At 70.8% G+C, this 24,371-nt stretch carries 22 protein-coding genes; 12 read left to right on the top strand and 10 right to left on the bottom strand.

What is annotated here, in order from left to right:
- Window positions 1–42 precede the first annotated feature (42 nt).
- The gene (locus ABZW60_RS13100; protein WP_355476341.1) at window positions 43–495 is read left to right on the top strand and encodes a hypothetical protein; all 453 of its coding nucleotides are present in this window, start codon (window positions 43–45) and stop codon (window positions 493–495) included.
- Between the two features lie 13 nt (window positions 496–508).
- Here ABZW60_RS13100 and ABZW60_RS13105 read toward each other — a convergent pair whose 3' ends face one another.
- Both ABZW60_RS13105 and ABZW60_RS13110 read right to left on the bottom strand, forming a co-directional pair.
- On the bottom strand, window positions 509–1,120 hold the full coding sequence (locus ABZW60_RS13105) for a hypothetical protein (protein WP_355476343.1): 612 nt from the start codon (window positions 1,118–1,120) through the stop codon (window positions 509–511).
- Window positions 1,121–1,130: 10 nt separating this feature from the next.
- Entirely contained in the window at window positions 1,131–2,339 is a 1,209-nt protein-coding gene (locus ABZW60_RS13110; RefSeq protein WP_355476345.1) for an AI-2E family transporter, read from the bottom strand.
- 226 nt (window positions 2,340–2,565) lie between these two features.
- On the opposite strand from ABZW60_RS13110, the gene ABZW60_RS13115 reads away from it, so the two are divergent.
- From ABZW60_RS13115 to ABZW60_RS13125, 3 genes are all read left to right on the top strand, one after another.
- A complete protein-coding gene (locus ABZW60_RS13115) occupies window positions 2,566–3,081 on the top strand; it encodes a hypothetical protein (RefSeq protein WP_355476347.1) in 516 nt (171 codons plus the stop codon).
- Window positions 3,082–3,203: 122 nt separating this feature from the next.
- Entirely contained in the window at window positions 3,204–3,614 is a 411-nt protein-coding gene (locus ABZW60_RS13120; protein WP_355476349.1) for a hypothetical protein, read from the top strand.
- Window positions 3,615–3,657: 43 nt separating this feature from the next.
- Window positions 3,658–5,253, top strand: coding sequence for a phospholipase D-like domain-containing protein (locus ABZW60_RS13125; RefSeq protein ID WP_355476351.1), 1,596 nt, complete (start codon window positions 3,658–3,660; stop codon window positions 5,251–5,253).
- Window positions 5,254–5,275: 22 nt separating this feature from the next.
- Here the strand turns inward: ABZW60_RS13125 and ABZW60_RS13130 are convergent, their stop codons facing one another.
- Entirely contained in the window at window positions 5,276–7,888 is a 2,613-nt protein-coding gene (locus ABZW60_RS13130) for a LuxR C-terminal-related transcriptional regulator (RefSeq protein WP_355476353.1), read from the bottom strand.
- A gap of 298 nt (window positions 7,889–8,186) precedes the next feature.
- On the opposite strand from ABZW60_RS13130, the gene ABZW60_RS13135 reads away from it, so the two are divergent.
- The 6 genes from ABZW60_RS13135 (at window position 8,187) to ABZW60_RS13160 (ending at window position 12,811) form a co-directional block, all read left to right on the top strand.
- Window positions 8,187–8,393, top strand: coding sequence for a hypothetical protein (locus tag ABZW60_RS13135; protein ID WP_355476355.1), 207 nt, complete (start codon window positions 8,187–8,189; stop codon window positions 8,391–8,393).
- Window positions 8,377–8,667, top strand: a complete 291-nt coding sequence (locus tag ABZW60_RS13140; protein WP_355476357.1) for a hypothetical protein — start codon at window positions 8,377–8,379, stop codon at window positions 8,665–8,667. Before ABZW60_RS13135 ends, ABZW60_RS13140 begins: the two co-directional genes overlap by 17 nt.
- A gap of 79 nt (window positions 8,668–8,746) precedes the next feature.
- Complete coding sequence (locus ABZW60_RS13145; protein ID WP_355476359.1) at window positions 8,747–9,202, top strand: DUF6325 family protein; 456 nt, start codon at window positions 8,747–8,749, stop codon at window positions 9,200–9,202.
- A 10-nt stretch (window positions 9,203–9,212) separates the two neighbouring features.
- Entirely contained in the window at window positions 9,213–9,521 is a 309-nt protein-coding gene (locus tag ABZW60_RS13150; protein WP_355476361.1) for an SHOCT domain-containing protein, read from the top strand.
- Window positions 9,522–9,596: 75 nt separating this feature from the next.
- Entirely contained in the window at window positions 9,597–11,186 is a 1,590-nt protein-coding gene (locus ABZW60_RS13155; protein WP_355476362.1) for an MFS transporter, read from the top strand.
- Window positions 11,187–11,332: 146 nt separating this feature from the next.
- On the top strand, window positions 11,333–12,811 hold the full coding sequence (locus tag ABZW60_RS13160; protein ID WP_355476364.1) for a DUF2252 domain-containing protein: 1,479 nt from the start codon (window positions 11,333–11,335) through the stop codon (window positions 12,809–12,811).
- 19 nt (window positions 12,812–12,830) lie between these two features.
- Here the strand turns inward: ABZW60_RS13160 and ABZW60_RS13165 are convergent, their stop codons facing one another.
- On the bottom strand, window positions 12,831–14,969 hold the full coding sequence (locus ABZW60_RS13165) for a phage holin family protein (protein WP_355476366.1): 2,139 nt from the start codon (window positions 14,967–14,969) through the stop codon (window positions 12,831–12,833).
- A gap of 42 nt (window positions 14,970–15,011) precedes the next feature.
- Window positions 15,012–15,503: a DUF1269 domain-containing protein gene (locus ABZW60_RS13170; protein ID WP_355476367.1), complete on the bottom strand. Its 492-nt coding sequence runs from the start codon at window positions 15,501–15,503 to the stop codon at window positions 15,012–15,014.
- A 187-nt stretch (window positions 15,504–15,690) separates the two neighbouring features.
- On the opposite strand from ABZW60_RS13170, the gene ABZW60_RS13175 reads away from it, so the two are divergent.
- Window positions 15,691–16,185 (top strand): DUF6069 family protein, encoded by a 495-nt coding sequence (locus ABZW60_RS13175; RefSeq protein WP_355476369.1) that lies wholly within the window; start codon window positions 15,691–15,693, stop codon window positions 16,183–16,185.
- A 23-nt stretch (window positions 16,186–16,208) separates the two neighbouring features.
- Here ABZW60_RS13175 and ABZW60_RS13180 read toward each other — a convergent pair whose 3' ends face one another.
- A complete protein-coding gene (locus ABZW60_RS13180; protein ID WP_355476371.1) occupies window positions 16,209–16,883 on the bottom strand; it encodes a GAF and ANTAR domain-containing protein in 675 nt (224 codons plus the stop codon).
- A gap of 49 nt (window positions 16,884–16,932) precedes the next feature.
- Here ABZW60_RS13180 and ABZW60_RS13185 point away from each other — a divergent pair, with 49 nt between their 5' ends.
- Window positions 16,933–18,579, top strand: coding sequence for a family 20 glycosylhydrolase (locus tag ABZW60_RS13185; RefSeq protein WP_355476372.1), 1,647 nt, complete (start codon window positions 16,933–16,935; stop codon window positions 18,577–18,579).
- 8 nt (window positions 18,580–18,587) lie between these two features.
- Here the strand turns inward: ABZW60_RS13185 and ABZW60_RS13190 are convergent, their stop codons facing one another.
- Genes ABZW60_RS13190 through ABZW60_RS13205 form a run of 4 tightly spaced genes read right to left on the bottom strand, consistent with a single transcriptional unit; the run spans window position 18,588 to window position 24,348 of the window.
- On the bottom strand, window positions 18,588–20,672 hold the full coding sequence (locus tag ABZW60_RS13190) for an NPCBM/NEW2 domain-containing protein (protein WP_355476374.1): 2,085 nt from the start codon (window positions 20,670–20,672) through the stop codon (window positions 18,588–18,590).
- Window positions 20,673–20,705: 33 nt separating this feature from the next.
- Window positions 20,706–22,679, bottom strand: coding sequence for an alpha-galactosidase (locus ABZW60_RS13195; RefSeq protein WP_355476376.1), 1,974 nt, complete (start codon window positions 22,677–22,679; stop codon window positions 20,706–20,708).
- Window positions 22,676–23,497 carry a carbohydrate ABC transporter permease gene (locus tag ABZW60_RS13200; protein ID WP_355476377.1) on the bottom strand — a complete coding sequence of 274 codons (822 nt, stop codon included), beginning with the start codon at window positions 23,495–23,497 and terminating at the stop codon, window positions 22,676–22,678. Before ABZW60_RS13200 ends, ABZW60_RS13195 begins: the two co-directional genes overlap by 4 nt.
- A complete protein-coding gene (locus tag ABZW60_RS13205) occupies window positions 23,494–24,348 on the bottom strand; it encodes a sugar ABC transporter permease (RefSeq protein WP_355476379.1) in 855 nt (284 codons plus the stop codon). Before ABZW60_RS13205 ends, ABZW60_RS13200 begins: the two co-directional genes overlap by 4 nt.
- Between the last annotated feature and the right edge of the window lie 23 nt (window positions 24,349–24,371).

The raw sequence follows: 24,371 nt of genomic DNA on the forward strand, positions 1-24,371 counted from the left end.
CGGACGATGCGATCCGGGCGATCCGGCGGGCATCGTCGGTGGGTGAGGACCCCACTCGGGCAGGAGGACGCGATGACGTACGGCGATCTGGATTCGCGGCGGTCCGTTCCGAGTACGGCGGTCGGCGGGCTCGCCTTCGCCGCGTCCGTGCTGGTCATGGTCGGCTCGTTCTCGATCGTCGCCGGACTCGCCGCGATCCTCGACGACGACTATCTGGTCGTCAGCCGGCGGTACGCGTTCGATCTCGACACCGTTGCCTGGGGCTGGATCCACCTGTTCCTGGGGATGGCACTCGTCGGCGTCGGGATCGGCTTGTTCGCCAACCAGTCCTGGGCCGGCATCGTCGCGATCGTCCTGGCCGGGCTGGTCGCGATCGACTACTTCTTCTTCCTGCCGTACCAGCCCGTGTGGTCCCTGGTGGTCATCGCACTCTGCGCGTGGGTGATCTGGTCCTTGACCAAGGCCCGGCACGAAGATTCCGAGCCTGGCGGGTAGCCCTGACCGGCCGTCACGGCCGGTGCACGACCGTACGGTGCCGATGCGGCCGGTGCGGCCGGCCGACGAGCGCGCGCACGGAGAACTCGTCCAGTTGGTACTGCTGCGCGGGCACTTGCGGGAGCGACGTCGCCGGGCCGAACGTGACGTCCGCGATGCTGAGCCGGCGTCCCCGGCCGAGCGTGTCGTGGTAGCCGACCAACCGCCCGTCCACGCGCAGGAAGGTCTTGCCGCTGGTGTGCCAGTCGAAGCGCAGCTCGACGAAGCGGGTGCTGGGATTGGCCACCTGGCCCAGATCGTGGCTGACCTGTTGCAGCCTGACCCGGACGAGCGCCCGGCAGGTGGTCAGCGGTTCGAGTCCCAGGTCGAAGGCGTCCCCGAGCTGGAGGATCTGCAGCGACGACGTGACCGTCGGCGTGGGGTACTTGATCCGTACCCGGCAGCTGAGCCCGATGACGTCGCACAGCGGGGTGTCGAGCTGGTAGTGCAGGCTCCGGGCGGGTCCGATCCGCACGCTCCCGTCGGCCGGATCCGCGGTGGGTGAGCCGGGTGCGAGGCTGCCGGGCAAGCCCTGGCAGGTCGGCAGGATCTGGTCGGGGAACTCGTACGACACCGAGCGCGGCATGCTGGTCTCCTCATCCGGGTTGTTCCGCGGCGACTTCGTCCGCGGGCAGCTCCGCGGGCTCGGAGGGCGACTCGGAGGGCGACTCAGGGGGCGACTCGGGGGGCGGCTCGGGGGCCGGGACCTCGTCCTGACTCTGACCGCCGGAGATCAACCCGCTGAGCCACTTGGTGGAGGGGTCGGCGTCCAGCAGCAGGGCCTTGACCAGCAGTGACAGCGGGATGGCGAGGACGGCGCCCACGGGGCCGAGGATCCAGGCCCAGAAGATCAGCGAGAGGAAGGTCAGCGTCGTGGACAGGCCGACCGCGTCGCCGACGACCTTCGGCTGGATGATCGACTGGATGATGAAGTTGACGACGCTGTACGCCACGATCACCCACACGAGCGTCGCCCAGCCCTGGCCGAGCAGTCCCAGCAGCGCGGGCGGCAGCACCCCGATGAAGAACCCGACGTTCGGGATGTAGTTGGTGATGAACGCGAGCAGGCCCCACAGCCAGGGCAGCGGGATGTCCAGCAGGTAAAGGATCCCGACGTCGAACACGGCGACGATGAGACCGAAGACGGTGGCGACGATCAGGTAGCGCGTCGTGTCGCGCGCGAAGCCGGCCAGCGCGCCGATGACGTCCGGCCTGCTCTGTCCCGCCTCCCGCATCCGGTCCGCGAACGGGGCGGCGTCGATGGCCATGAAGAACAGGATGACGATCACGAACCCCAGGCCCGAGACGACCCCGAGCAGCCCGGACAACCAGCCCTGGAGGACGTCGAAGAACTGCCGCAGGTCGATCTTCTCCAGCGCGGCCTGGAGCTGGTCGGCGCCCACGCCGAGGTCCGCGAGCCAGCCGCGCACGTCGTCGACGAGCTCGGTGAACTTGTCCTGGTACGCCGGTAGCAGGGTCGCCAGCCTGGCGACCGAGAAGGCCAGAGCGGCTGCCACCCCGAGGAGGATCGCGTTCACGACCACGAGCGCGATCAGCGCGGAGAGCCAGCGCTTGACCCCGTGCCGGACGAGCAGCACGCGCAGTGGACTGACGGCGATCGTCAGCACGAGCGCGAGGAACACGGGACCGGCGATATGCGAGAGACCACGCAGGCCGATCGCGGTCAGGACGGCGCCCGCGGTCCCGGTGAGGACGACGACCCCGCGCGGAAGCGCCCAGCTGGGAGTCGCCGGCTCCGCAGCCGGAGCCCGCTCGTCGGGGGACCCGCCGGAGCCTGCGGACATCGTCGCAACCCCCTCTCGCCGACTCACCCGGCTCCGAACATCGCCCAGATCGCCCCGGGCAGCATCACCCGCACCGGATGATCCGCGGCGGGGCGGGCGGATCGGTCATCCGGGCAGGGTGAGGAGCACCCGGACGTCGCTGCCGGACACTGCCCTCGATCCCGGACGAGATGAGGCGCCCGGCGGCGATCGCGGACGCGTGACAGCGGTTCGCGGAGGAGGCGGGATGGGCGACGAGTCGACGGCCGGCACCGCCGGTGTGGACCGGCCGGAGCCGTCCGACAACGCCGGCGCGGTCTACGGATCGTTGCTCGCGGCCTCGGTGGTGGCCGGGACCGGTCCCGGGGAGCAGCCGCCGCGTCCGGGTCAGTTGATCGCCCTCCTGCTCGCGACCGGCGTGGTGTTCTGGCTGGCCCACGTCTATGCGCAGCTCGCCACCGAGCGGTCGACGCGGGCCTTCCCGCCACTGCGGAGCATCCGCGCCGCCGCCCGGCGGGAGTGGCCGCTGGTCCAGGCCGCCGTACCGCCCGCGGCGGCGGCCGGTATCGGCGCCCTCGCCGGCCTGTCGGACGCCGGCGCCGCCTGGCTGGCGCTCGCGGTCGCGGTCGGCTCCCAGCTGGGATGGGCGCTGTACGTCGCTGCCCGGGCGGGTGCGACCTGGATTCGTCTGGTCGCCGCGGGGGTGGTCAACCTCTTGCTCGGCCTGGTGATCGTCCTGCTGAAGGCCGCCTTGTCGCACTGAGTTGCCGCACTGCGCGGGGTGCACGTCGTCCGCCGCGGGTGACGCGCGGACGATCGGCGCGGACCTACTGTCGACGCGATCCCGGCGTCCGTCGGGGATCGAGCGGGAGGAAGTGATCGCAGATGACCGACAACCGCACCGTCGCGTCACCGCCCCGGTCGGGCTGGGCGAAGGGCGCCGTCGTCTTCGCCGCCGTGGTGCTGGTGGCGATCGGCGCGTTCCACGTGATCACCGGCCTGTCCGCGATCATCGACGACGAGTACTTCGTCCAGGTCCGCGGCTACGCGTTCGACCTGGACCTCACGGCCTGGGGCTGGATCTACCTGATCTTCGGGCTGGCCCTCCTCGGCACCGCGGTCGGCCTGTTCCGCCGGGCCGGCTGGGCGGAGTGGGTCGCGCTGTTCCTGGTCATGCTGAGTGCGCTGAACAACTTCTTCTTCATCCCGTACCAGCCGTTCCTGGCGCTGCTGCTGATCGCTCTCGACGTCTGGGTCATCTGGGCACTGACCGGTTCCCGCGCGGCCGCCGCGTAGCTGACGGACGGCCTCGGCGATACCCGGCGGACGGAGGTGAACGATGACCGACCAGATCGCCGGGAAGTGGTTCCTCCGCACCGACGAGCGCGGCAACCCCGGCACGGACATCGACCGGATGGGCGACGTGGACGGGTCCTGGGTCGAGGGCAACCTGGTCCGCCCGCTGATCCACGGCGCGACCTACTTCCGCCGGCTGTACGAGGAGTTGTGCGCACTGCGCCCCGGCGACCGCGTGTACTTCACCGACTGGCGCGGCGACGCGGACGAGAAGCTGCTGCCGGACGGCCCGACCATCGGCGCTGTGCTGACCGACCTGGTCCGCTCGGGTGTCGAGGTCAGAGGGCTGCTGTGGCGGTCGCACTCGGATCACCTGCGGTTCAGCGCCCGGGAGAACCGGCGGCTGGGGACCAGGCTCAACCGGGTCGGCGCCGAGGTTCTTCTCGACCAGCGGGTCCGGCGGCTGGGGTCGCACCACCAGAAGCTGTTCGTCATCCGGCACGCCGGACGGCCGGAACGGGACCTCGCGTTCGTCGGCGGCATCGACCTGTGCCACCAGCGCCGCGACGATCGCGACCACCTGGGAGATCCGCAGCGGGCGCCGATGGACCGCAGGTACGGCGACCGCACGCCCTGGCACGACGCGGCGCTGGAGATCCGCGGTCCGGTCGTCGGCGACCTGCTCCGCACGTTCTGCGAGCGCTGGGACGACCGCCATTCGCTCGACCGGTGGACGCCGTACCGGATGGTCGTGCAGCGGCTCGCCCGGATGCCGCGGCATCCGCGGCCGCTGCCCGAGTCGTTCCCGGATCCGCCGCCGGCCGGTCCGCACACCGTCCAGGTGCTGCGGACGTACGGTCACAAGCGTCCCGGCTATCCGTTCGCGCCCGAGGGTGAGCGCAGCGTCGCCCGGGCGTACGAGAAGGCGTTCGCCAACGCCCGGCACCTGATCTACGTGGAGGACCAGTACCTGTGGTCCGAGCTGGTCGCCCAGGGGATCCACGACGCCCTGGCGCGGTCTCCAGGGCTCCGCGTGATCATCGTCGTCCCGCGATACCCCGACGCCGACGGCGCCCTGAGCGGACCGCCGTCCCGCTTCGGTCAGTTGCGCGCCGTGCGCCTGCTGCGGCAGACGGCGCCCGAGCGGGTCGGGATCTTCGACCTGGAGAACGACGAGGGCACGCCGATCTACGTGCACGCGAAGATCTGTGTCGTCGACGACACGTGGTTCACGTGCGGTTCGGACAACTTCAACCGCCGCTCCTGGACCAGCGACAGCGAGCTCACCTGCGCCGTTGTCGACACGACCGTCGAGAGCCGGACGACCGGCACGGACGGCGCGCGGCGGCTGGCTCGTGACCTGCGGCTGGAGGTGTGGTCGGAGCACCTCGGCCAGACGCGCGAACGTCTCGCTGCTCTCGACCCCGCGGACGGCCTGGATCTCTGGACGCGAACCGCCGCGAAGCTGGACGCCTGGTACGCCGGGGGCTGCCAGGGCGCGCGGCCTCCCGGACAGATCCGCGCGCACCGGACCGAGCCGCTCAGCCGTTTCCAGGCGCTCTGGGCCGAGCCGCTCTACCGCCTGGTCTACGACCCGGACGGCCGCCCCCGCCGGCTACGAGGGTCGGCGGAGTTCTGACCGGGCTTCGTGTTCTGCGTGATCAAGCTTCCGGGTGCGTGGGCAGCAGTCCCATCTCCCAGGCCCGGCGGACAGCCTCGTTGCGGCGCGACGCGCCGAGTTTGCGAAGGATGCTCCGGACGTGGCTCCGGACCGTGTTCACCGACACGAACATGGTGTCGGCGATCTCCTCCGTGGTCAGCAGCTCGGCGAGGTGCTCGAGCACCTCCTGTTCCTTGCCCGTGAGTGCCGTGGTGATGACGAGTTCGTTCCGGGACGTCCCCCACCGATCGGCGGCCCGGTCCGGCCGTCGATGGGACGGCGTCCGCAGCCAGGGGTGATGCCGGATCGCGTCACCGGTCGGCTGCAGCAGCTTCCGCAGGACCGGCGGTGCCTCCACGAAGGGCCGGCGCAGGTGCTCCGGAGCCGCCAGCCGGAGGGCTCGTTCCAGACAGAGCCCACCGCGTGCGGTGTTCCCGGCCCGGATCGACTCCGCGGCCTGGACCAGCCAGCCGTCCACCTGGGTCTGCAGGGGCGCGGCACGATCGACGGCCACCGGCGGCTGAGCGGGTACGCGCTCGCCTGCGTCGACCGCCGCGCACTGCAGGACCAGGAGCGACCCGGCCTGCTCACGACCTGGCGACCGCTCGATCATTCCGACGGCCTCCTGCAGTTGGTGTTGCGTCACGAGGAGTTTGGCCGCGTCGATGATCAGGGCCTGGTCGAGCCAGCCGCCGTACGCGCCGAAGTCGTCGCTGGCAGCCCGCAGTTCCGCGGTGGCCTGCTCGAGGTCGCCGCCGGCTCGCAGCAGCCTGGCCCGCACCAGCGCGCACGCCGCGGTGACGACCCGGGCGTCGTGGGTGGGATCGACGGCCTCCTCGGCGCGCCGCACCAGCCCGCCGGCCTCGGCCAGATCTCCCTGGTCGGTGTGCAGCCAGGCCTCCGCCACCAGCGTGGCCTGCGCCAGATCGGGCGCTGCCCCCGATTCCGCGAGCGCGGCCGCCTGCGCGACGATCTCACCGGTCCGCCGCAGCCGTCCACGGATCGCCTCGGCCAGTGCGGCCATCCCCAGAAACTCGGTCAAGGCCTCCACCGCGCCGGCTTCCTCCGCGAGCGCGATGCCGTCGTCGAAGGCCGCGACGGCCGCCGGGAAGTCCCCGCGCTGGAGCAGGATCCGGCCCTTGCAGGCGAGGATCAGCAGCCTCGCCTCCGGATGGAAGACCGCCGATCGCGGCGATGCCGCCTGAAGCCTGGCCTCGGCGGCCAGGACGACACCCAGGTCGGCATCGGTCGCGGCCCCCAGGCTGGCACAGACCGCCCGCAGCATGCTGATGACCAGGTCGACCGCCTGGCTGCGGACGGATGCTTCGTCGTCCAGCCAGGCCTGCGCCCGGTCGAGCTCCGAGATACAGCCGCCGACATCGAACCCGGCCAGGGCGAGGGTCGCCCTGACGACCGCCGCCTCGGGGCCCTCCAGGTCATCGGGGAAGCCCGCGAGCAACGCGGTCACCTGCCGCCTGCGGCGTCCGATCAGGAGCGCGGCCGAGTCGAGATCCGCCGCCAGGTAGCCGGCCGCGCGGGACCAGTCGCCGGCCGTGACCGCATGGTGGATCGCCTCCAGCGGCTGACCGTTCCGGGCGAACCAGGCGGCCGCGGCGCGGTGCAGCGCAGGAACGGCGGCCGGCTGCTCGTACAGCATCTCGGCGCGCAGGAACTCACGGAACAGCGCCTGGTAGCCGTACCCGTCCGCCGTGCCCGGCACGGGCTGGATGAACGAGTTGCCGCGGGCGAGGAACTGCAGTGAGCGAAGGTCGCACCGACGCCCCGTCAACGTCTCGGCCAAGCCCGGTCTGATCACGTCCACGAGGCTGGTCCGGAGCAGGAACTGCCGCAGTTCGGCCGGCTGCGAGTCGAGCACCTCGGACATCAGGTACGCCGCGACGTTGCCGGTGTCGCCGCGGAACTCGCGGATCACCCGCTCCGGGTCGGACTTCCCGGCCAGGTTCATGGCCGCGAACATCAGACCGACGGGCCAGCCGTCGGTCCTGACGTGCAGGTCGGCGATCTGCGCCGCGGTCAGGTCCAGCCTGAACTCGCGCATCAGCGCGCTCGTCTCGTCCGTCGTGAACGCCAGGTCGGCGGCCTGGATCTCGGCGATGGCATCGGCCAGCCGGTACTGGTGCAACGGGAGCGGCGGGTCGTACCGCGTCAGCAGGACGACCCGGAAACGTCCGGCGTAGCCGCGGACGAGGTGGTCGAGACTCTTCCCGAACTCCGGCGTGATCACCTGGTCGCCGCTGTCCACGACGAGCACCAGCACCTGGCGGTCCTCGCGGCGCAACACCTGGTGGACCGACTTCAGGACGTCCGCCGGTTCACCTCCGGTCGCCAGGTTGACCCGCCGGACCACGGCGGGGCCGCGATAGAGCTCGGCCCACGCTTCCACCAGCAGGGTCTTGCCGAAGCCGGCCGGCGCGCTGATCAGGGTCAGGGGTCGCTGGACGCCGAGGTCCAAGCGATCGACGAGTCGCTGCCTGGGCACCGTGCCGGCCCTTGCCGCCGGCGGTCCGATCGCGGATCCGAGGCGGCCCTCGAACGACGTGTGGGGCGACGTACGGCGGCTGCCGCCCGTTCTCGCAAACTGCTCGCTCGGCATGATCCCTCCCCGAGGACGTGTGGTCGCGCCAAACGCTGGGGAGGGCGTACGTGAGCGGACTTACCTTCATGACGAAACCACCAACAGGCCCATAAAACCAGCGTTTCGCGTCCGATCGCCGGACGTTCGGCACTGTCCGGCAGCTGTCGGCGGGCAGTTCACCCCGCAGGGGTGACGCCGCGGCATCGGACCTTTGCGAGCGTCGATCGCACAGGTGGCGAACGGAGTGGTTTCGATGGTCGATGCGACGTACGAGGTGCGCGTGGCCGACGCAGTACCCGAAAAGGATCTCCGAGACATGCGCGCGGTGACGGTCGCGGTCGACCAGGTGAACACCGTCGTCTACAGCATCCCGAGCCAGGCGGCGCTCTACGGCCTGCTCGCGAGACTCCGGTCCCTGGGCATCGAGGTCATCGAAGTACGGCGTGTGCTCGATCCGGCGTCACCGTCGACGGAGTGGACGGATTTCGACCAACGGAGCGGAGACGATGACACCACCACATGAACGCTGCCACCCGTCGTACCAGGTGGTGCTCGCGGGCGACGTCAGGCCGGCCACGCTGGCGTTCTGCGCCGGGCCGTCGGTCGATCACCGGACGGCCGGTGTGTTCCGGCTGCGGTTGCGCGAGGACCAGGGCATCGACGACCTGGTCGCGCGGCTGCAGGTCGCGGGCCTGACGATCCTGAGCATCCGGCAACTGACGCCGGCCGAGGTCGCGGCCCCCGCGCCCGTACCCGCACCCGCACCCGCACCGCCGGAGTTCATCCCGCGAGGGTGATGCCGCCACCACCGGCCCACGGCAGGGTGGGCCACACAGGACGCCGGGGGCGCACGCCCCTTGGGAGGGATGGAGAGCCATGTCGGATGCAGACGTTCACGGACCCATCGACTACGTACTCCTCGAGTTCACCGGCAACAAGCTGACCGGACGAGCGGCCGAGGAACTGGTGAGCCTGGTCGATCGCGGCATCATCCACGTGTACGACGTGATGCTGGTCGGCAAGGACGCCGGCGGTTCGCCCTATCTGGTCGATCTGGCCGAGGCCACGGGGCCGGCCGGCGGGTTCGCGGACCTCAGCGGTGCCCGGACCGGGATCCTGGCCGACGACGATCTGGCGGCGGCGGCGGCCGCGATGGAGCCGGGCACCCTGGCCGCGCTGATCGTGTACGAGAACACGTGGGCGATCCCGTTCGTCGCGGCGGCGCTCGAGTCGGGCGGTCAGTTGATCGCCGGCGGACGCATCCCGGCCCAGGACGTGATGGAAGTCCTGGACGCGCTGGAAGCTCTGGAGTCCCTGGAAACGACGAGTTGAGGAGCCTGACATGCCAGGACTGTTGCGAGGGATCGTGAGGACCGCTGCCGTCGCGGGCACCGCGACCGCGGTGCACGGCCGGGTGCAGCGCCGTCAGGACGCGAAGTTCGCTCAGCGCGACGCCGATACGGCGGCCGCGCGCGATCAGGAGTACGCCGAGCAGACGGCACCACCGCCGCCGCCACCCCAACAGGCGCCCGCACAGCCGGGCACCACCGACCGCCTGGAGCAGCTCAAGAGCCTGGGCGAACTGAAGCAGTCGGGTGTCCTGACCGAGGCCGAGTTCGAGGCGCAGAAGGCGAAGATCCTCGCCGGCTGACCAGCCGCCGCACGGGGCGTCGTGGCCGCGACCGACCCGGGCCTGGTCGGTGGCCGATCGATAGGAGCGGCAGTCATGACCGACGACCCGAGCGGTGTGCCGGCCGGCACGAAGGCCAACCCGCGGCTCAGCATCCTGCTCGCGATGGCGATGTTCGTGCTGGTCGTGGACACGTCGCTGATGAACGTCTCGATCGCCTCGGTGGTCCGGGACCTCGACACGACGGTGAGCGGTGTCCAGTCGGCGATCGCCCTGGAGGCGCTGGTCTCCGCGGCGTTCATCCTGATCGGCAGCAAGGTCGGCGACCTGATCGGCCGCAAGCGCGCGTACCTGCTGGGCCTGTGCGGGTACGCGATCGGCGCCTCGGCGATGACGCTGGCGCAGAGCCTGACGGCGATCATCGTCTTCTGGGCCCTGGTCGGCGGTATCGGGGCGTCGCTGCTGCTGCCCGCCATGCAGGCCCTGATCCACGGCAACTTCGAAGGCGAGGCGCAGACCAAGACGTATGCCCTGGTCGGCGCCGCGGCCGCGCTGGCCGCCGCGGTCGGGCCGCTGCTCGGCGGGTTCATCACCACGTACCTGTCCTGGCGGGTGGCCTTCCTGCTCGAGGTCGTGGTGATCGCGATCGTGCTGTCCGGGCACGGCCTGATCCATGACGCGCCGTTCACCGGATCCCGGCACGTCGACGTCGTCGGCGCGATCCTGTCCGTGGTGGGGATGGGCGGCATCGTCGCGAGCATCCTGGTCTGGCAGGAAGGCGGCGAGTACGTCGGCCTGATCTTTGCCGTCGGCGCGGTCGGGCTCGGGTCGTTCGGGTACTGGCTGGTGCGCCGCAAGCGCCGGGACCGGCCGACGCTGATCGACCCGGGCCTGTTCGGGTCGGACGCTTTCCGGCTCGGAATCTCCGGGCAGATGCTCCAGCAGATCGCGCTGGGCGGCACGATGATCGTGCTGCCGATCTATCTGCAGATGGTTCTGGAGTACAACGCGATGGAAGCCGGCCTGTCGCTGGCCCCGCTCTCGCTGAGCATGTTCGGGACGGCGATCCTCGCGGAGAAGAAGGCCGGCGGACGGCGCCCGAGCCACATCATCAGGTGGGGATTCGTCATCCTGACCACGGGCCTGGTCGTGCTGCTCCCGATCGTGCCGCGGGCCGACTCCGGCTGGGCGCTTGCCGCACCGCTGGTGGTCGTCGGGGTCGGTCTGGGCCTGCTGGTGTCCCAGCTCAACAACTACACGCTGTCCCCGATCTCCCAGGAACGGGTCAGCGAGGCGGCCGGGGTCAACTCGGCGGCCGGCTCGTTCGGCCTGTCGTTCGGGCTCGCGTTCGCCGGGGCCATCATGCTCGCGACGCTGGCCTTCACCTTCACGAACCTCGCGGAATCCAGCACGGTGCTGCAGCCGGCGCAGCAGCAACAGGTCGCCGACGCGCTCGAGGAGGACGCGGAGGTGATGAGCAACACCCAGCTCGAGGAGTTGCTCGCCACCCAGCCGCCCGAGGTCAGCGCGGAGATCCTCGACATCAACACCACGGCGCGACCGATCGCCCTGCAGGTGGCGCTGGGCATCCCGATCCTGGCCGGTCTCGCCGGGCTGCTGAACTCCTTCCGGATGGTCCGCGTGCAGGGTCCGCCGCCGGCCCGGGACGCCGGCGCGAAGGCCTAGCTGTACCGATCAGGACCGCGCGGATGGTTTCATCCGGAACGGGTGATGCTGTCCGGCGGGCCCGCGGTGTTCGGTGGACGTCGGGGAATCAGCGCCGGATCACGCGCCCGGGCACGACGGAGGGGTAACCGAACATGAGCGCATCCATGCCTTTGGTGCCGGCCCCGGCCGTCGTCCGCGCACCCGGTTCGGTCCCTGCCGTCGATCGCTCGGCGCCCGTCCGGCGGCTGACGCCGTCCGACCACGCCCGCCTCGGACTCGCCGCGCGGACCGCGCTGCCGCCGCGCGAGCAGGGGCAGCTGGTGCTCCCCGCGCTGCGCCGGGATCCGGTCGTCCTGCTCGAGGAGCAGGCCCGGTCCCGCGTTCCGGACCTCGTGCCGGTCCGGCACGGCCGGATGACGGTGTCGCCGTTCGCCTTCTTCTGCGGCAATGCCGTCGGCATGGCGACCGATCTCGCGGTGGCGCCGGTGTCCGGTCTCGGGGTGCAACTGTGCGGTGACGCCCACCTGGCGAACTTCGGCGTGTTCGGAACGCCCGAGCGCCGGTTGCTGTTCGACGTCAGCGACTTCGACGAGACCATCGCCGGTCCGTGGGAGTGGGACGTCAAACGCCTGGCCACGAGCATCGCGGTCGCGGGCCGGTGCAACGGGTTCACGCGCAAGGAGCGCCGCAAGGCTGTGCTGGAGACGGTCCAGCGCTATCGCGACGCCGGCGCCGAGTTCGGGACCATGCACGCTCTGGACGTCTGGTACGCCCGCACGGACGTCGACGACGTCTACGCGATGCTGCGGGCCAAGATGACCTCGAGCAGGCGCAAGAACGTCGGCCAGGCCGTGCCGAAGGCCCGCGGCGGCGCGAGCCTCAAGTCCTTCCCCAAGCTCACCGAGATGACCGACGACGGGATCCGGTTCAAGGCCGATCCTCCGTTGCTCGAGCCGATCGCCGACCTCCTGCCCGACGACGGCCGGGAGGAGCTCGAGGCCGGGATCAAGGACCTGCTGAACCTGCACCGCCGGTCGCTGCCGGCCGAGTGCCGGGTGCTCCTGGACCAGTTCGAGGTCGTCGACATCGCGCGCAAGGTGATCGGCGTGAGCAGCGTCGGCACGCGCTGCTGGATCGTGCTGCTCCGTGGCCGCGACGACGGTGATCAGCTCCTCCTCCAGGTCAAGGAGGCCGGGCCGTCCGTGCTCAAGGCGAAGGTCCCGACCGCGCTCAGGCAGCGGCCCGCACCGCGCAACGACGGCGAACGGGTGGTGGTCGGGCAACGCCTGCTGCAGGCGACCGGCGACATCCTCCTCGGCTGGCGGCGGACCGAGGGGATCGACGGGCAGGCGCGCGACTTCTACGTCCGGCAGTTGCGGGACACGAAGGGCGCCGCCGTGGTCCACAAGCTGGATCCGGCCGGCATGACGATGTACGGCCAGTTGTGCGGCTGGACACTGGCCCGGGCCCACGCCCGCTCCGGTGACCGGATCGCGTTGGCGACGTACCTCGGCGGCGACGACGCCTTCCCCGAGGCGATGGTCGAGTACGCCGAGGCGTACGCCGACCAGAACGAGCGCGACTACCAGGTGTTCCTGAACGCGGTCGAGAGCGGCCGGCTGGAGGCCGAGACAGGCCTGTAGCCGCGGCCCGCGGGCCCGCTCAGGTGCCCGGCGTCGCGGTGGACCGCACGTCGCGGGAGACGTCGGTCCGATGGCCGCAGTACCTCAGGATGCCCAGCAGGGCGACGTGCAAGGCGTCGGCGCCGACCACCCGCTCGTCCGGGAACGGCACGTCCACGGGAACGGCGACGAGGCCGCGGTCCTGCCAGCCGCCCAGCCCGCCGTGGCACCCGACCAGGCCCTCGAACGCGGCGACCTCCTCGGTGCCGGGATCGACCAGGCTGTTCACGTAGATGTCGGGCGCCTCGGGGCGCAGCGCCGCCCGGCGGACGAAGGCGGGCGCGTCCGGTCCGAACGGGGCCAGCGGATCGACGCCGTCGACCCGGCCGTCGTCGAGCCGGTGGCTGCCCGCGGCGCCGAACGCGATGGGCCCGTCGACCTCGTCCAGGACGACCACGAAGCCGACGCCCGGATGCGCGGCCAGCCCCGCCAGCAGTGCCGGATACCGGCGGTCGAGCTCGCCCCTGGTCAGTCGCTCCCGGCTGCCGCGGACGTAGACGAGTCCGAGGTTGCCCGACCCGAACACGTGGAACTCCTCGTCGCCCTCGGCCTTGCCCGACCGGCGGCGGTCGCCGGCCTCGACGGCGTCGGCGTCGTCGTGCCCGCGACGCTCGATGGCTGCGGCGGCGTTGCGCATGGTCCGCCCGCCGACGCCTTTGCCGGTGGCCAGTTCGTCCACCAGGATCCGGGTCCGGCCCCAGCCCTCGACCGGTGCCGACGACACCGCGACATCGGCCGCTGCCAGGCGCGACACGACGACCGCGAGCTCCTCGCCGTACCGGTCCGCGAAGGGGGTGCCCTGCGCCTGGCCGTGGTCCGACAGGATCACGAAGCGGTACCGGCGCGGCGCCACGGACGCGACCAGCTCGAGCTGGTGCAGGACGCGATCGACCGACTCCAGCGCCTCGAGGCTCTCCGGACGTAGGACACCCGCGTGGTGCGCGACCTCGTCGTAGTCCACGTAGTCGACGTAGATCGACCGCGTGCCGCGCAGCATGTGCTGGGCGACGAGTGCGGTGTTGACGTCGCGCAGCACCCCGTTGGTGACCGACCGCAGAGCCGCCGTCGACCACGAGCGGTGACACCGCGGCTGGACGTCCCGCCGGACGCCGCGGCGGGCCTGGAACCGGTCGCGCAGCAGCTCCGAGACCGACCGGGACAGGCCCCGGGTCAGCCCGCTCGGGCTCGCGACGAACTGGGCCACCGCGCGCCGGGTGATCTCGCCCCGGCCGGCCCGCCGGCTCATGGTCAGCGCCGCCTGCGGCGCGTCACCGGTGAACAGGTTGCCGATACTGACGCCGCCGTCGACGAGCAACCCGTGCCCGGTGGTCAGCGCGGCCTCGATCACGGCGGCGTCGGCGGGCCGGTTCGCCACCAGGATCCGGTCGCCCTCGCGGTCGTACCAGCGGAAGGCCGGGATCCCGTCGATCACACCGTGCAGGATGCCCATCTGGCTCGCGGGCGTCGTGGCCGGCAGCTTCGGCGTCCACTCGTGCAGCCGGTGACTGCCCGAGCGCAGCCAGCGCGACAGTGTCGGCACCGCGCCGGCCGTGACCGCCATCTGCAGGACGGGGAACGGTACGCCGTCCATCTGGACGAAGACCACACCGTCCACGGCGGCGTCGTCCAGCTCGGCCGGGCGGCGACGGCCGGAGGCGACGAGCCGCTCGACCATGCCGTCGTCGGTGCCGGCGGTGCTGAGCCAGCCGACCACGGTGCCGACGACACCGACGATCCAGGCGACCAGTAACGCGGACCAGAAGTCGTCGATGTGCACTCCCGGCAGGATCCATGCGGCGACGAGGACCATCGTCGCCTGCCCGACGAGGGCCAGCACCAGGACGCCTGCCCAGCCGAGCCGGACCGCCCCGGCGACGAGCAGCGGTTGCAGCGCGACGCCCGCGATCCCGAGGACGACGGCGAAACCGAGCGGACCGAGCGGGACGTCCGCGTGGAACCCGGGCACGATCGCGTCGGCCACCAGCACCGCCAGCGCCGTCGCCACCACCCACACGAGCGCCGACGCCAGCCACGAGTACCAGCGCCGGTGCCGCACACCATGGGCGAGGCGTCCGGCGAGCTCGGATCGGCTGACGGTGGCCGTTGTCGTCTCGGACATCCATCCGCCGATCCGGTCGCGGTTCGTCGCGGTCTGTCGCGGCTACTGGGAGATCAGCTCGCGCAGCTCCGCCTCCTGCTCGCTCGAGAGGTTCGACTCGATGAGCTCGGGCCGCAGCCCGCGCTCGTCGAAGGCTGCCTTCACCTTCTCGCCCACGGCGCCGCTCGACATCACGAACAGTGCCGAGGTTCCGGGGGTGACCTTGTCGCGGGCGGTCTTGATGAAGTCGTCGTCGATACCGACGTCGCTCATCGATCCGGCCAGCGCGCCGGTCGCGGCGCCGATGGCGGCGCCGAACAGCGGAACGAAGAAGATCAGCCCGAAGAGCATGCCCCAGAACATGCCGCCCAGCGCCCCGGCGCCCGCGAGGTTGTGCAGCTGCCGCGTCTTGGGCTTCTTCTTGCCCGGCTCCCAGGTCACCGTCGCCGCGTCGTGCAGCTGGATGAGCTGTTGTTTGGCCAGGTGCTCCAACGTTCCGACCGCCTCTTCGGCCCCTGCCGGGCTGTCGAACTTCCACACCGTCAGTGTCGCCATCGTGCGCTCCCTTGTGGGTCGGTCTGTACGTCAACTGCAGCCTCGGCCGACGACACGGCCGCCGCCTCATCCCCACTGGGTGAACGACGCCGGGGTGGATCGGCGAATCATCCGCTCCGAGTGATGCGACCCGGCCGCGCAGCTGGCCAAGGTCTGGGGAACGCCGCCTGACAGGAGGGTCCGACGCATGACCGTGCCACCTTCGTCACCCGCCGCCGACCAGGCCCCGCGCGTGAATGCCGGCCGTCTCTGGGCGGGCGGAGCGGCCACCGCCGTCGTTGCCGCCCTCGTCGCGGTCGTCGGCATCCTGGTCGCCCGTGGTGTCTTCGACCTCGAGGTGCTCGCTCCCCAGGGGCAGGGAGTCTGGGGCGACGCCGACACGTGGACGTACGCCTGGGTGTCCGCCGGCGCGGCCCTCCTGGCGACCGGACTCGTTCATCTGCTGATCCTGTCCACGCCGCGACCGCTCCGGTTCTTCAAGTGGGTCATGACGCTGGTCACGCTGGCCGCCGTACTCGCGCCCTTCGCCGCCGAACGCTCGTGGGAGAGCGTGGCCACCGCGCTGATCAATCTGGCCATCGGCATCACCATCGGCTCCCTGGTGACCGGCACCGCCCGCAGCGCGACCGCCGTCGCCCGGCGCAGTCCGCCACCGTCGGGCCCGCTGCCCTATCCGCAGTAGCCGTCCGAACGCCGCGGCCCGGTTCAGTGGGTGGCGGTACCGGCGACGATCTGCTCGGCGACCACGCGCAGTTTCACGTTGCCGTCCTGGGACAGCCTGGTGAGGAAGGCGAACGCACGGTCGTCGGACAGGTGGTAGCGCTCCATGACGATCCCGACCGCGTTGCCGATCAGGCCCCGGGTACGCACGGCTTCCTGCAGGTTGTGGATCTCCCGGGCGTACCCGATCGCCGTCGCCGCCTGGTGCTGGAAGAGCTGCCCGAGCGCGCCGAGATCGCCGAAGGCGCCGGCCTTGCGCGCGTACAGGTTCAGCGCGCCGCGCGACTTCGGGGCGTCGAAGAGCCGGATGCCGGCCTGCGCCTGGACCCCGGCGGCGACAGCGGTCGCGGCGTACCGCGGGAAGCGCGGATCACCGTCGAGGTACGGCGAGACCACATGGATGTCCTCGGCGGCGGCGTCGTAGCACGGTCCTTCCCGCAGCTCGTACTGCGCCGCGTCCACCCCCCACAGCAACTCGTCGGTGGGTGCGACCGTTTCCAGCCGGCCGTCGAGGTGCAGGATCGTGATGCTGGCGTAGTCCACCTCGTCCAGCACTTCGACCGCGGCGGCCGTGATGCGCTCGAGCGTATGGTCGAGGTCACCGGGCGTGATCACCTTCGACAGCCGTTCTGCCATGTCCAGCAGCCGTTGCGTGTCCATTGGTGTCCGGTACCCAGCCCGCGCGGCGGCGATGCCGCAGAATCGTGGCATGAGTCTTCCCGTGATCCCTGCCCCCACGACGACGACCACGAGTGACGACACCTGCACCCTCAGCGGCGATTCCGCTGTCGTCGTGCAGTCGCCGGAGCTGGCCGGTCCGGCCGCGCTGTTCGTCCGCGAGGTCCGGCTCGACAGCGGCCTCACGCTCCACCCGCCGGTCATCCGCGATCGAACGGTGGACGGCACGGTCCCGCCGGACGAGACCCGGGCGGCGGCGGTCACCGTTCTGATCAGCGCCGACGGCCTCGACGGTGTGCCGTCCGCAGCCGGGGTCCGCGCCGACGGCGACGCTGTGGACGAGCGCTACGGTCTGGAGGTCACGAGCGACGGCGTCCGCGTGTGGGGCCCGACGCCCGAAGCGGTCCACCGCGGACTGACGTCACTGCGTCAGCTCATCTCCGCGCATCTGCAGGACGGTACGGCGGTTCTCCCGGCCGCGCGGATCGTCGACGGGCCGCGGTTCGCGTGGCGTGGGCTGTCGCTCGACGTGGTCCGGACGTTCCATCCGCCGGCCGAGGTGAAGCGCGTCATCGACATGCTCGCGCTGTACAAGCTCAACGTGCTGCACCTCCATCTCACCGACGACCAGGGCTGGCGGGTCGAAGTACCGTCGCGGCCCGCGTTGACGCAGGTGGGCGCCGCCGGCGCGATCGGTGACCGTCCGGGCGGGTACTACAGCCAGGAGGAGCTGGCCGACCTGGTGGCGTACGCGGCCGACCGGTACGTGACCGTCGTCCCCGAGATCGACATGCCGGGGCACACGTCGGCGGTGTTCGCGGCGTACCCGGAGCTGGCCCCGGCCGAGCTGCGCACCATCGATCTCGGCAACGGGAACTCGATCCCGCTGAACGCGCTCGAGCCCGGCCGCCCCGAAACCTGGGCGTTCGTCGAGGACGTGCTGGACGCGGTCGTCCCGCAGTTCCCGCAGAGCGCGTACGTGCACATCGGCGGCGACGAGGCGTGGGGCATGGCGGACGAGGACCACGCCGCGTTCGTCGACCAGGCCGCCGCGCTGGTGCGGGCACGGGGCAAGCGCGTCGTCGGCTGGCAGGAGATCGCCCGGGCCACGCTGGGTCCGGACGATGTCGCGCAGTACTGGATCAGCATCGACGTCGACGCCGCGGACGCCGGGAACGGGCCGAAGCCGCCGGAGGACCTGCTGCCGATCCTCGTCGAACACCTACGGAAGGCCGAGGGCGACGCCCCGAAGGCACTCGCCGCCGGCGCGCGGCTGATCGCGTCGCCGACCACCTGGCTGTACTTCGACCGCCCGCACGGCGACGCCTCGGCCGACCCCGCACAGGAGGAGGCGCGCAAACGGCTGGGGCTGGAGTTCTACGGCCCGGCCACCCTTCGCGACGGGCTCGCCTGGGATCCGGTCGAGGACACGCCGGGCGTGACGTCCACCGATCAGCTGGCCGGCGTCGAGGCCGCGATCTGGTGCGAAACCATCACCGGCCCCGACGACCTCGAACTGATGCTGCTCCCCCGCCTCCCCGGCGCCGCCGAGAAGGCGTGGTCCCAGCAGACCGCGACCGACTGGCCCGAGTACGCGGCACGCCTGGCCGAGCAGTCCCCGGCATGGCGCAACCGCACGTGGACCTGGCTGCAATCGGTCGAGGTCAGCTGGCGGTAGCTGCAGCGTCAGCAGGTCGCGGTCGGTGCGGCCCAGTCGGCGCGGTCGTTGTAGCCGCCGTCGCCGGCGTCGCCGACGAGGAGGTCCAGGACGCGGACGCCGGTCAGGTCGACGTCGAACTGCTTCGGGGTGAAGCGGTCGACGGTACCGCTGTCGAACAGGACCTTGCCGTCACCGACGACCTGGAACGTCGACGTACCGCCGTCCGGGCCGACGTTGCTCACCACGTCGTCGATGCCGACGGTGCCGGTCAGCCGCGCACACGACTTGCCCAGGTAGTACCGGATCAGCGACGGCGACGCGACGCCGATGCCGGTGGCGTACGTCGTACCGGTGAGCTTGATCGGGTTGCCCCCGCCGACGCTCTCGTCGATCGTCGGCGACATCCAGCCGCTGGTCGCGGTGATCCACTGATGATGCGACAGCGGCACCGTCCCGCTCGGCGGGGCGGGCGCTACGACCACCGGCGACAGCACGGTCGTCTGCTGCTGCACGCCGTACCCGATCGCCTGGTACGTCGTGGTCGCGGTCAGGCTCGCGGTGCCCGGCGCGGCCCCGGCCGGCAGCGTCACGGTGAACCCGAACGTCGCCTGCTGGCCGCCCTCGATCAGAGCAGGCGCCTTCGACAACGGCTTCACCATCCATCCGTTGCCACCAGCAACTGCCACGGCCGGGGTGAACACCGGCATCAGGCCGTCGTTGCGCACTGCCACCTGCACGGTGAGTTCGTCGCCGCCGGCGACCACCGGCGCGGCACCCTCGGGCTGCGCGTCCGTGCCGACCTTGGTCACCTGCGGGATCCCCGCCGTCACATGCGGGACCCCGGGGATGCCACGGGCCGCCGAGACCCGGAACAGCGCCGTACCGTGCGCCGGAACCGCCGCGCTGATCACGCCGCCGCTCTCGGTCACCTTGTCGGTCCAGGCGTTCTTCAGCGTGAAGCGGTCACCGCTGAGACCGACCGCCGACGCCGTCGTGGTGATGGTCTTCGCACTGTCGCCCCGGTTCAGCAGGACGACGGCGCGGCTGCCGTCGGCAAGCCGCTTCACCCAGGTCTCCGTCGTACCGGCCGCGCCGGCGCGTACCGCCTGGACGGCGGCCTTGTCCTGGTTGATCGCGATCACATCCGGATCGGTCAGCATCCCGACCGTGGTCGCGCTGAGCTTGCGCACGTCGCTGCCGACCACCAGCGGCGCGGCCGCCACCGCCCACAGCGTGAGCTGCGTGCGGAACTCCTCGTCGCTCATCCCGAGCTCCGGCGCCAGGTAGTCCGGGTCGCTGAACGCGCCGGGCTTCACGACCTCCGGGTGCCGGGCGTTCGCATCGTAGTTGCGCAGGACGTCCTTGAACTTGATGTCGCCCTGGAACCCGACGTCGGTGTAGGTACGCCACGACTGCGCGATCCCCGGCGCGTACGACCAGGAGTTGATCGACTGCTGGGACTCCGGGTAGTTGCCCCAGTCCGGCGACGTCACCGGGTTGCAGAGGTTGAAGATCATCGGCCGGTGGCTGGCGTTGTTGCGCAGCGCCTGGGCGAACTCGGTGTAGACCGTCTTCGGGTCCAGGTTCGCCGCGATCCCGCACAGGTAGTCGACCTTGACCGCGTCGAAACCCCAGGCGGCGAACTGGTCCGCGTCGCGCTGGTAGTACCCGCCGCTGCCGAGACCGCACTTGCCGGGGATGTACGGGCCGGCGTCGGTGTAGATGCCCGCCTTCAGTCCCTTGCTGTGGATGTAGTCGACCAGCGGCTTCAGTCCGTTCGGGAACTTGGCCGGGTTCGGCACCAGGTCACCGGCGTCGCTACGGGACTGATCGGCCTGCCAGCCACCGTCCAGCCAGACGATGTCGTAGCCGGCCTTCGCCAGTCCGCGGCTCACCAGCGAGTCCGCGACCGACTTGATCGTGTCCTCGGTGAAGTCGCCACCGAGACCGTAGTACGTGTTCCAGCCCATGTAGGGCGTCGGGCTGAGGAGCGGAGCTGTGGCCTGAGCCGCCACAGCTCCGGTCGTGGCCACGAGCGCGCCGGCCAGCAACGCCGCCGCGGTCACCCCACCGAGGAGGCGTGCGAACACCCCACCAGAACGTGTTTTCATCTTTCCTTCCCTTGCTGCCGTATGAGCGGACGGTCAGTCGAGTGCTTCGACGACCAGGCAGTGCGAGTCGGCGGAGTCGTCGAACACGACCCCGGCCTGCAGCAGGTAGCTGCCCGGACGGGTCTCGTTGCCCACCCGGTAGTTCTTCGCCGGATCCAGCCCGGCCAACGGCACCCGCCGCGGCCTGGTCGGCAGCGTGCCGCGCACGTTGCCGTCGCCGGTCTCCCACAGGAACACCACGGACTTCCGCGCATCGACGTACTGCACGCCGGCGTCGAGTCCGTAGACCTTGCTATCAGCAATCAGTTCTCGGAAGCCCTTGTACTGCTCGATGTGCCGCGCGGCCGTCTTCAGCTGGTCGTCGGTCCAGCGCGACAGGTCCGCGCCGATCCCGAGCACACCGGCCATCGCCACGTGGAACCGGAAGTCGAGAGACCGCTCCCGTCCGTCGTGCGTCCCGGCGGCGTCGGTCACCCACGAGCTCATCAGATGCGGCGCGAAACCGGTCCGGAACCCGTCCTGGATCCGCAGCCGATCCAGCGGCGCGGTGTTGTCCGACGGCCACAACGTGTCGACGCGGGCAGCCATCCCCAGGTCGACCCTCGCACCGCCGCCGGCGCACCCTTCGACGAACACTTCGGGGTGCCGGTCCCGCAGCCGATCCAGGATCCCGTAGAGATTCGTCACCACGAGACCGTCCAGATCCCGCCGCTGGTCACCGCTGTCCAGCCGTGGCCGGTTCGCGTCCCACTTCAGGTACTTGATGTCGTACGACGTGAGCAGTCGGTCCAGCGTGCTCCAGATGAACTCCGCCACGTCGTCCCGGCTCAGATCGAGCAGCAGCTGGTTCCGGATCAGCACCGGCTCGCGGCCCGCCGTCCGCAGGATCCACTCCGGATGCTCCGCGGCCAGCTGCGACGACGGGCTCACCGACTCCGGCTCGACCCACAACCCGAAGTCCAGCCCGAGGTCCTTCAGCTGCCCGATGAACGCGTCCAGGCCGGCCGGGAACTTGGCCGGATCGACCTCCCAGTCGCCCAGCCCGCCGGCGTCGTCCGACCGCCCGACGAACCACCCGTCGTCCACCACGAAGGTCTCGACGCCGATCCCCGCCGCCCGCCGCGCCAGCTCGAGCTGATGCTCGGCGCGGATGTCGAACTCGGTCGCGAACCAGGAGTTGTACAGCACGTGCGGCGTCCGCTTCCGCGACGTCGCGCGCTCGTACTCGTGGAAGGCTCGCGCCAGTCCGTCGCCGCCCTCCGCGCTGCAGGCGCCGACCGCCTTCGGCGATTCCCACGTCTGTCCCGGTGCCAGCCGTAACCCGAGGCTCGAGGAGGTCCGGCCGGCCTGGATGCGGAGCAACCCGGTGGTGTCGACGTCCGCCGACATCTCCCACGACCCGGACCACGCGAGCTGGACGCCGTAGGCGACGGGCCCGTCGGTGGCGAGGAACGGCGAGTACGAGTGCCCTGTGATCCCCTGAGCGCTGCCGATCGTGAACCGCCCGCGCGGCAGGGGCACCGACGCCTGCTGGAACTCGCTGTTCCACTCGCCCCACAGGTACTTGACGGTGTTGCCGGCAGGCACCACGAACCCGGCCGAGTCGTGGCGATGCAGCGTGAGGTCGTCGGCGCCGTCGTTGAGTACTGAGACCCAGCGCTCCAGCACGTCGCCGACCATCCGGTAGTGCAGGACGACACGGATCGTGCCGGCGAACTCGAGCTGAAGATGGTCGTCCTCCGACGACCCGACGAACACGGGCCGGAACTCGTCGGACCCGTCCGGTCCGCTCACCACCAGCTCGACCGGCGACGTGTAGCGGACCCCACGCACGCCGTACTCCACCGGCTCCACATCGGCCCGCGGCACGAAGTGCTCCGTCCCCACAACCTCGACGGGCGCGAGATCCTCGTGCGGCCCCCAGGCGACGAACTGGGCCCACTGCCCGTGGTCCGGTACCCCGACCAAGTACGACGTCGTCGTCCCGCGCAGCGTCCACGTCCTCACTTGACCGCTCCGATCGCCAGCCCGCCCACGAAGTGCTTCTGGAAACGGAGGAACACCGCGACCGTCGGCACCGCGGCGATCACCGTGCCCGCCGCGATCACGTTCCACGACGACACGAACAATCCCTGCAGACCGAGCAGCGCCGGAGTGACCGGCATCTTCTCGCCGGAGCGGATCACCGTGATCGACCACAGCAGGTCGTTGAAGATCCACGTGAACGACAACGCACCCAGGGCAGCCAGCGCGGGCCGAGTCAGCGGCAGGATCACCGCCGAGTAGATCTTCCCCGGCCCGGCCCCGTCGATCGTCGCCGCCTCCTGGATCTCCCGCGGCAGGTCCCGCATGAACCCGTGCAGCACGAACGTGTAGAACCCGAGCCCGAAGCCGACATGCACCGCGATCAGCGCGATCAGCGTGTCGTAGTACCCGATCAGCTCGACGAAGCGCGAGATCGGGATCAGCAGGATCTGCGGCGGCAGCAGGTTGCCCATCAACATCAGCAACAGGATCGTCCGCCGGAACGGGATGCTGTACCGCGCCAGCCCGTACGCCGCGATCGACGCCAGCCCGAGGCTCAGCAGCACCGCCGGAATCGTCACCAGCAGGCTGTTGATCAGCGCCCGGAACTCGTCCGCGTCCTCCCACGCCGACTTGTACGTCGAGAACGTGAACGAGTGCGGCAGCGACCCGAGCCCGTTCGCGGCGACGTCGTCGAAGCTCCGGAACGAGATCACCACCACCCACAGGATCGGCGCGACCCACAGGAACGAGACCAGCCCCATCGCCAGGTGGTAGCCGGACGTCTTGAGGCGATTCATGTCTCCTCCCGGAAGGCGCGGATCAGGTAGCCGAGGATGACGGCCAGGGCGAGCAGGAAGATCACGACCGCGAGCGCGGACGCGTAGCCGAGCTGGGTGGACTGGAACGCGGTCGAGTACATGTACGTGCTGAGCAGCTCGGACGAGTGGTACGGGCCCCCCTTCGTCATCGACCAGACGATGTCGAACGACCGCAGCGAGTCGATCACGATCACCGACAGCACGACCGAGTTCACGCCCTTGAGCTGCGGGATCGTGACGTACCGGGTGCGTTGCCAGGCGGAGGCGCCGTCGACCTTCGCGGCCTCGTACAGCGCCGGGTCGACCGCCTTCAGGCCGGCCAGGTACAGCACCATCACGTAGCCGATCTGGCGCCACAGGGCCGGCACGATCACGGCGTACAGCGCGGTGTCGGGGTCGGCCAGCCACGGGCGGATGAAGTTGCCCAGGCCAACCGTCCGGAACACCGAGTCGACAAGTCCGTCCGGCTGGTAGAACACCCGCCAGATCAGCGCGGTCACGACCAGGCTGAAGACCACCGGCGTGAACAGCGCGGCCCGGTAGATCCCGACGCCACGCCGTTCGCGCTGCAGCAGCAACGCCATCCCGAACCCGCCGACGACACTGAGCCCGCCGAACAGCACCAGCCAGATCGCGGTGTTCTTCAACGCGGTCCGGAAGATCGGGTCCGCCACCATGTCGGAGAAGTTCCCGAACCCGACGAACCGCGGCGCGGACAACCCGTCCCAACTCGTCAACGCCAGCCAGAACCCCTGCAACGCGGGCCAGAACACCCACACGGCCTCGATGGCGAACGGCACCAGCACGAACGCGAGGATCAACGGCGACACCCGGCGAGGGCCCGGGCGTCTCG

This window comes from Kribbella sp. NPDC003557, from assembly GCF_040610805.1.
GTDB lineage: Bacteria > Actinomycetota > Actinomycetes > Propionibacteriales > Kribbellaceae > Kribbella.

Bases quoted from the DNA above. Each gene is read 5' to 3' on its own strand.
- ABZW60_RS13105 (WP_355476343.1), bottom strand. From the start codon at position 1,120: ATGCCGCGCTCGGTGTCGTACGAGTTCCCCGACCAGATCCTGCCGACC.
- ABZW60_RS13110 (WP_355476345.1), bottom strand. From the start codon at position 2,339: ATGTCCGCAGGCTCCGGCGGGTCCCCCGACGAGCGGGCTCCGGCTGCG.
- ABZW60_RS13115 (WP_355476347.1), top strand. From the start codon at position 2,566: ATGGGCGACGAGTCGACGGCCGGCACCGCCGGTGTGGACCGGCCGGAG.
- ABZW60_RS13120 (WP_355476349.1), top strand. From the start codon at position 3,204: ATGACCGACAACCGCACCGTCGCGTCACCGCCCCGGTCGGGCTGGGCG.
- ABZW60_RS13125 (WP_355476351.1), top strand. From the start codon at position 3,658: ATGACCGACCAGATCGCCGGGAAGTGGTTCCTCCGCACCGACGAGCGC.
- ABZW60_RS13130 (WP_355476353.1), bottom strand. From the start codon at position 7,888: ATGCCGAGCGAGCAGTTTGCGAGAACGGGCGGCAGCCGCCGTACGTCG.
- ABZW60_RS13135 (WP_355476355.1), top strand. From the start codon at position 8,187: ATGCGCGCGGTGACGGTCGCGGTCGACCAGGTGAACACCGTCGTCTAC.
- ABZW60_RS13140 (WP_355476357.1), top strand. From the start codon at position 8,377: ATGACACCACCACATGAACGCTGCCACCCGTCGTACCAGGTGGTGCTC.
- ABZW60_RS13145 (WP_355476359.1), top strand. From the start codon at position 8,747: ATGTCGGATGCAGACGTTCACGGACCCATCGACTACGTACTCCTCGAG.
- ABZW60_RS13150 (WP_355476361.1), top strand. From the start codon at position 9,213: ATGCCAGGACTGTTGCGAGGGATCGTGAGGACCGCTGCCGTCGCGGGC.
- ABZW60_RS13155 (WP_355476362.1), top strand. From the start codon at position 9,597: ATGACCGACGACCCGAGCGGTGTGCCGGCCGGCACGAAGGCCAACCCG.
- ABZW60_RS13160 (WP_355476364.1), top strand. From the start codon at position 11,333: ATGCCTTTGGTGCCGGCCCCGGCCGTCGTCCGCGCACCCGGTTCGGTC.
- ABZW60_RS13165 (WP_355476366.1), bottom strand. From the start codon at position 14,969: ATGTCCGAGACGACAACGGCCACCGTCAGCCGATCCGAGCTCGCCGGA.
- ABZW60_RS13170 (WP_355476367.1), bottom strand. From the start codon at position 15,503: ATGGCGACACTGACGGTGTGGAAGTTCGACAGCCCGGCAGGGGCCGAA.
- ABZW60_RS13175 (WP_355476369.1), top strand. From the start codon at position 15,691: ATGACCGTGCCACCTTCGTCACCCGCCGCCGACCAGGCCCCGCGCGTG.
- ABZW60_RS13180 (WP_355476371.1), bottom strand. From the start codon at position 16,883: ATGGACACGCAACGGCTGCTGGACATGGCAGAACGGCTGTCGAAGGTG.
- ABZW60_RS13185 (WP_355476372.1), top strand. From the start codon at position 16,933: ATGAGTCTTCCCGTGATCCCTGCCCCCACGACGACGACCACGAGTGAC.
- ABZW60_RS13190 (WP_355476374.1), bottom strand. From the start codon at position 20,672: ATGAAAACACGTTCTGGTGGGGTGTTCGCACGCCTCCTCGGTGGGGTG.
- ABZW60_RS13200 (WP_355476377.1), bottom strand. From the start codon at position 23,497: ATGAATCGCCTCAAGACGTCCGGCTACCACCTGGCGATGGGGCTGGTC.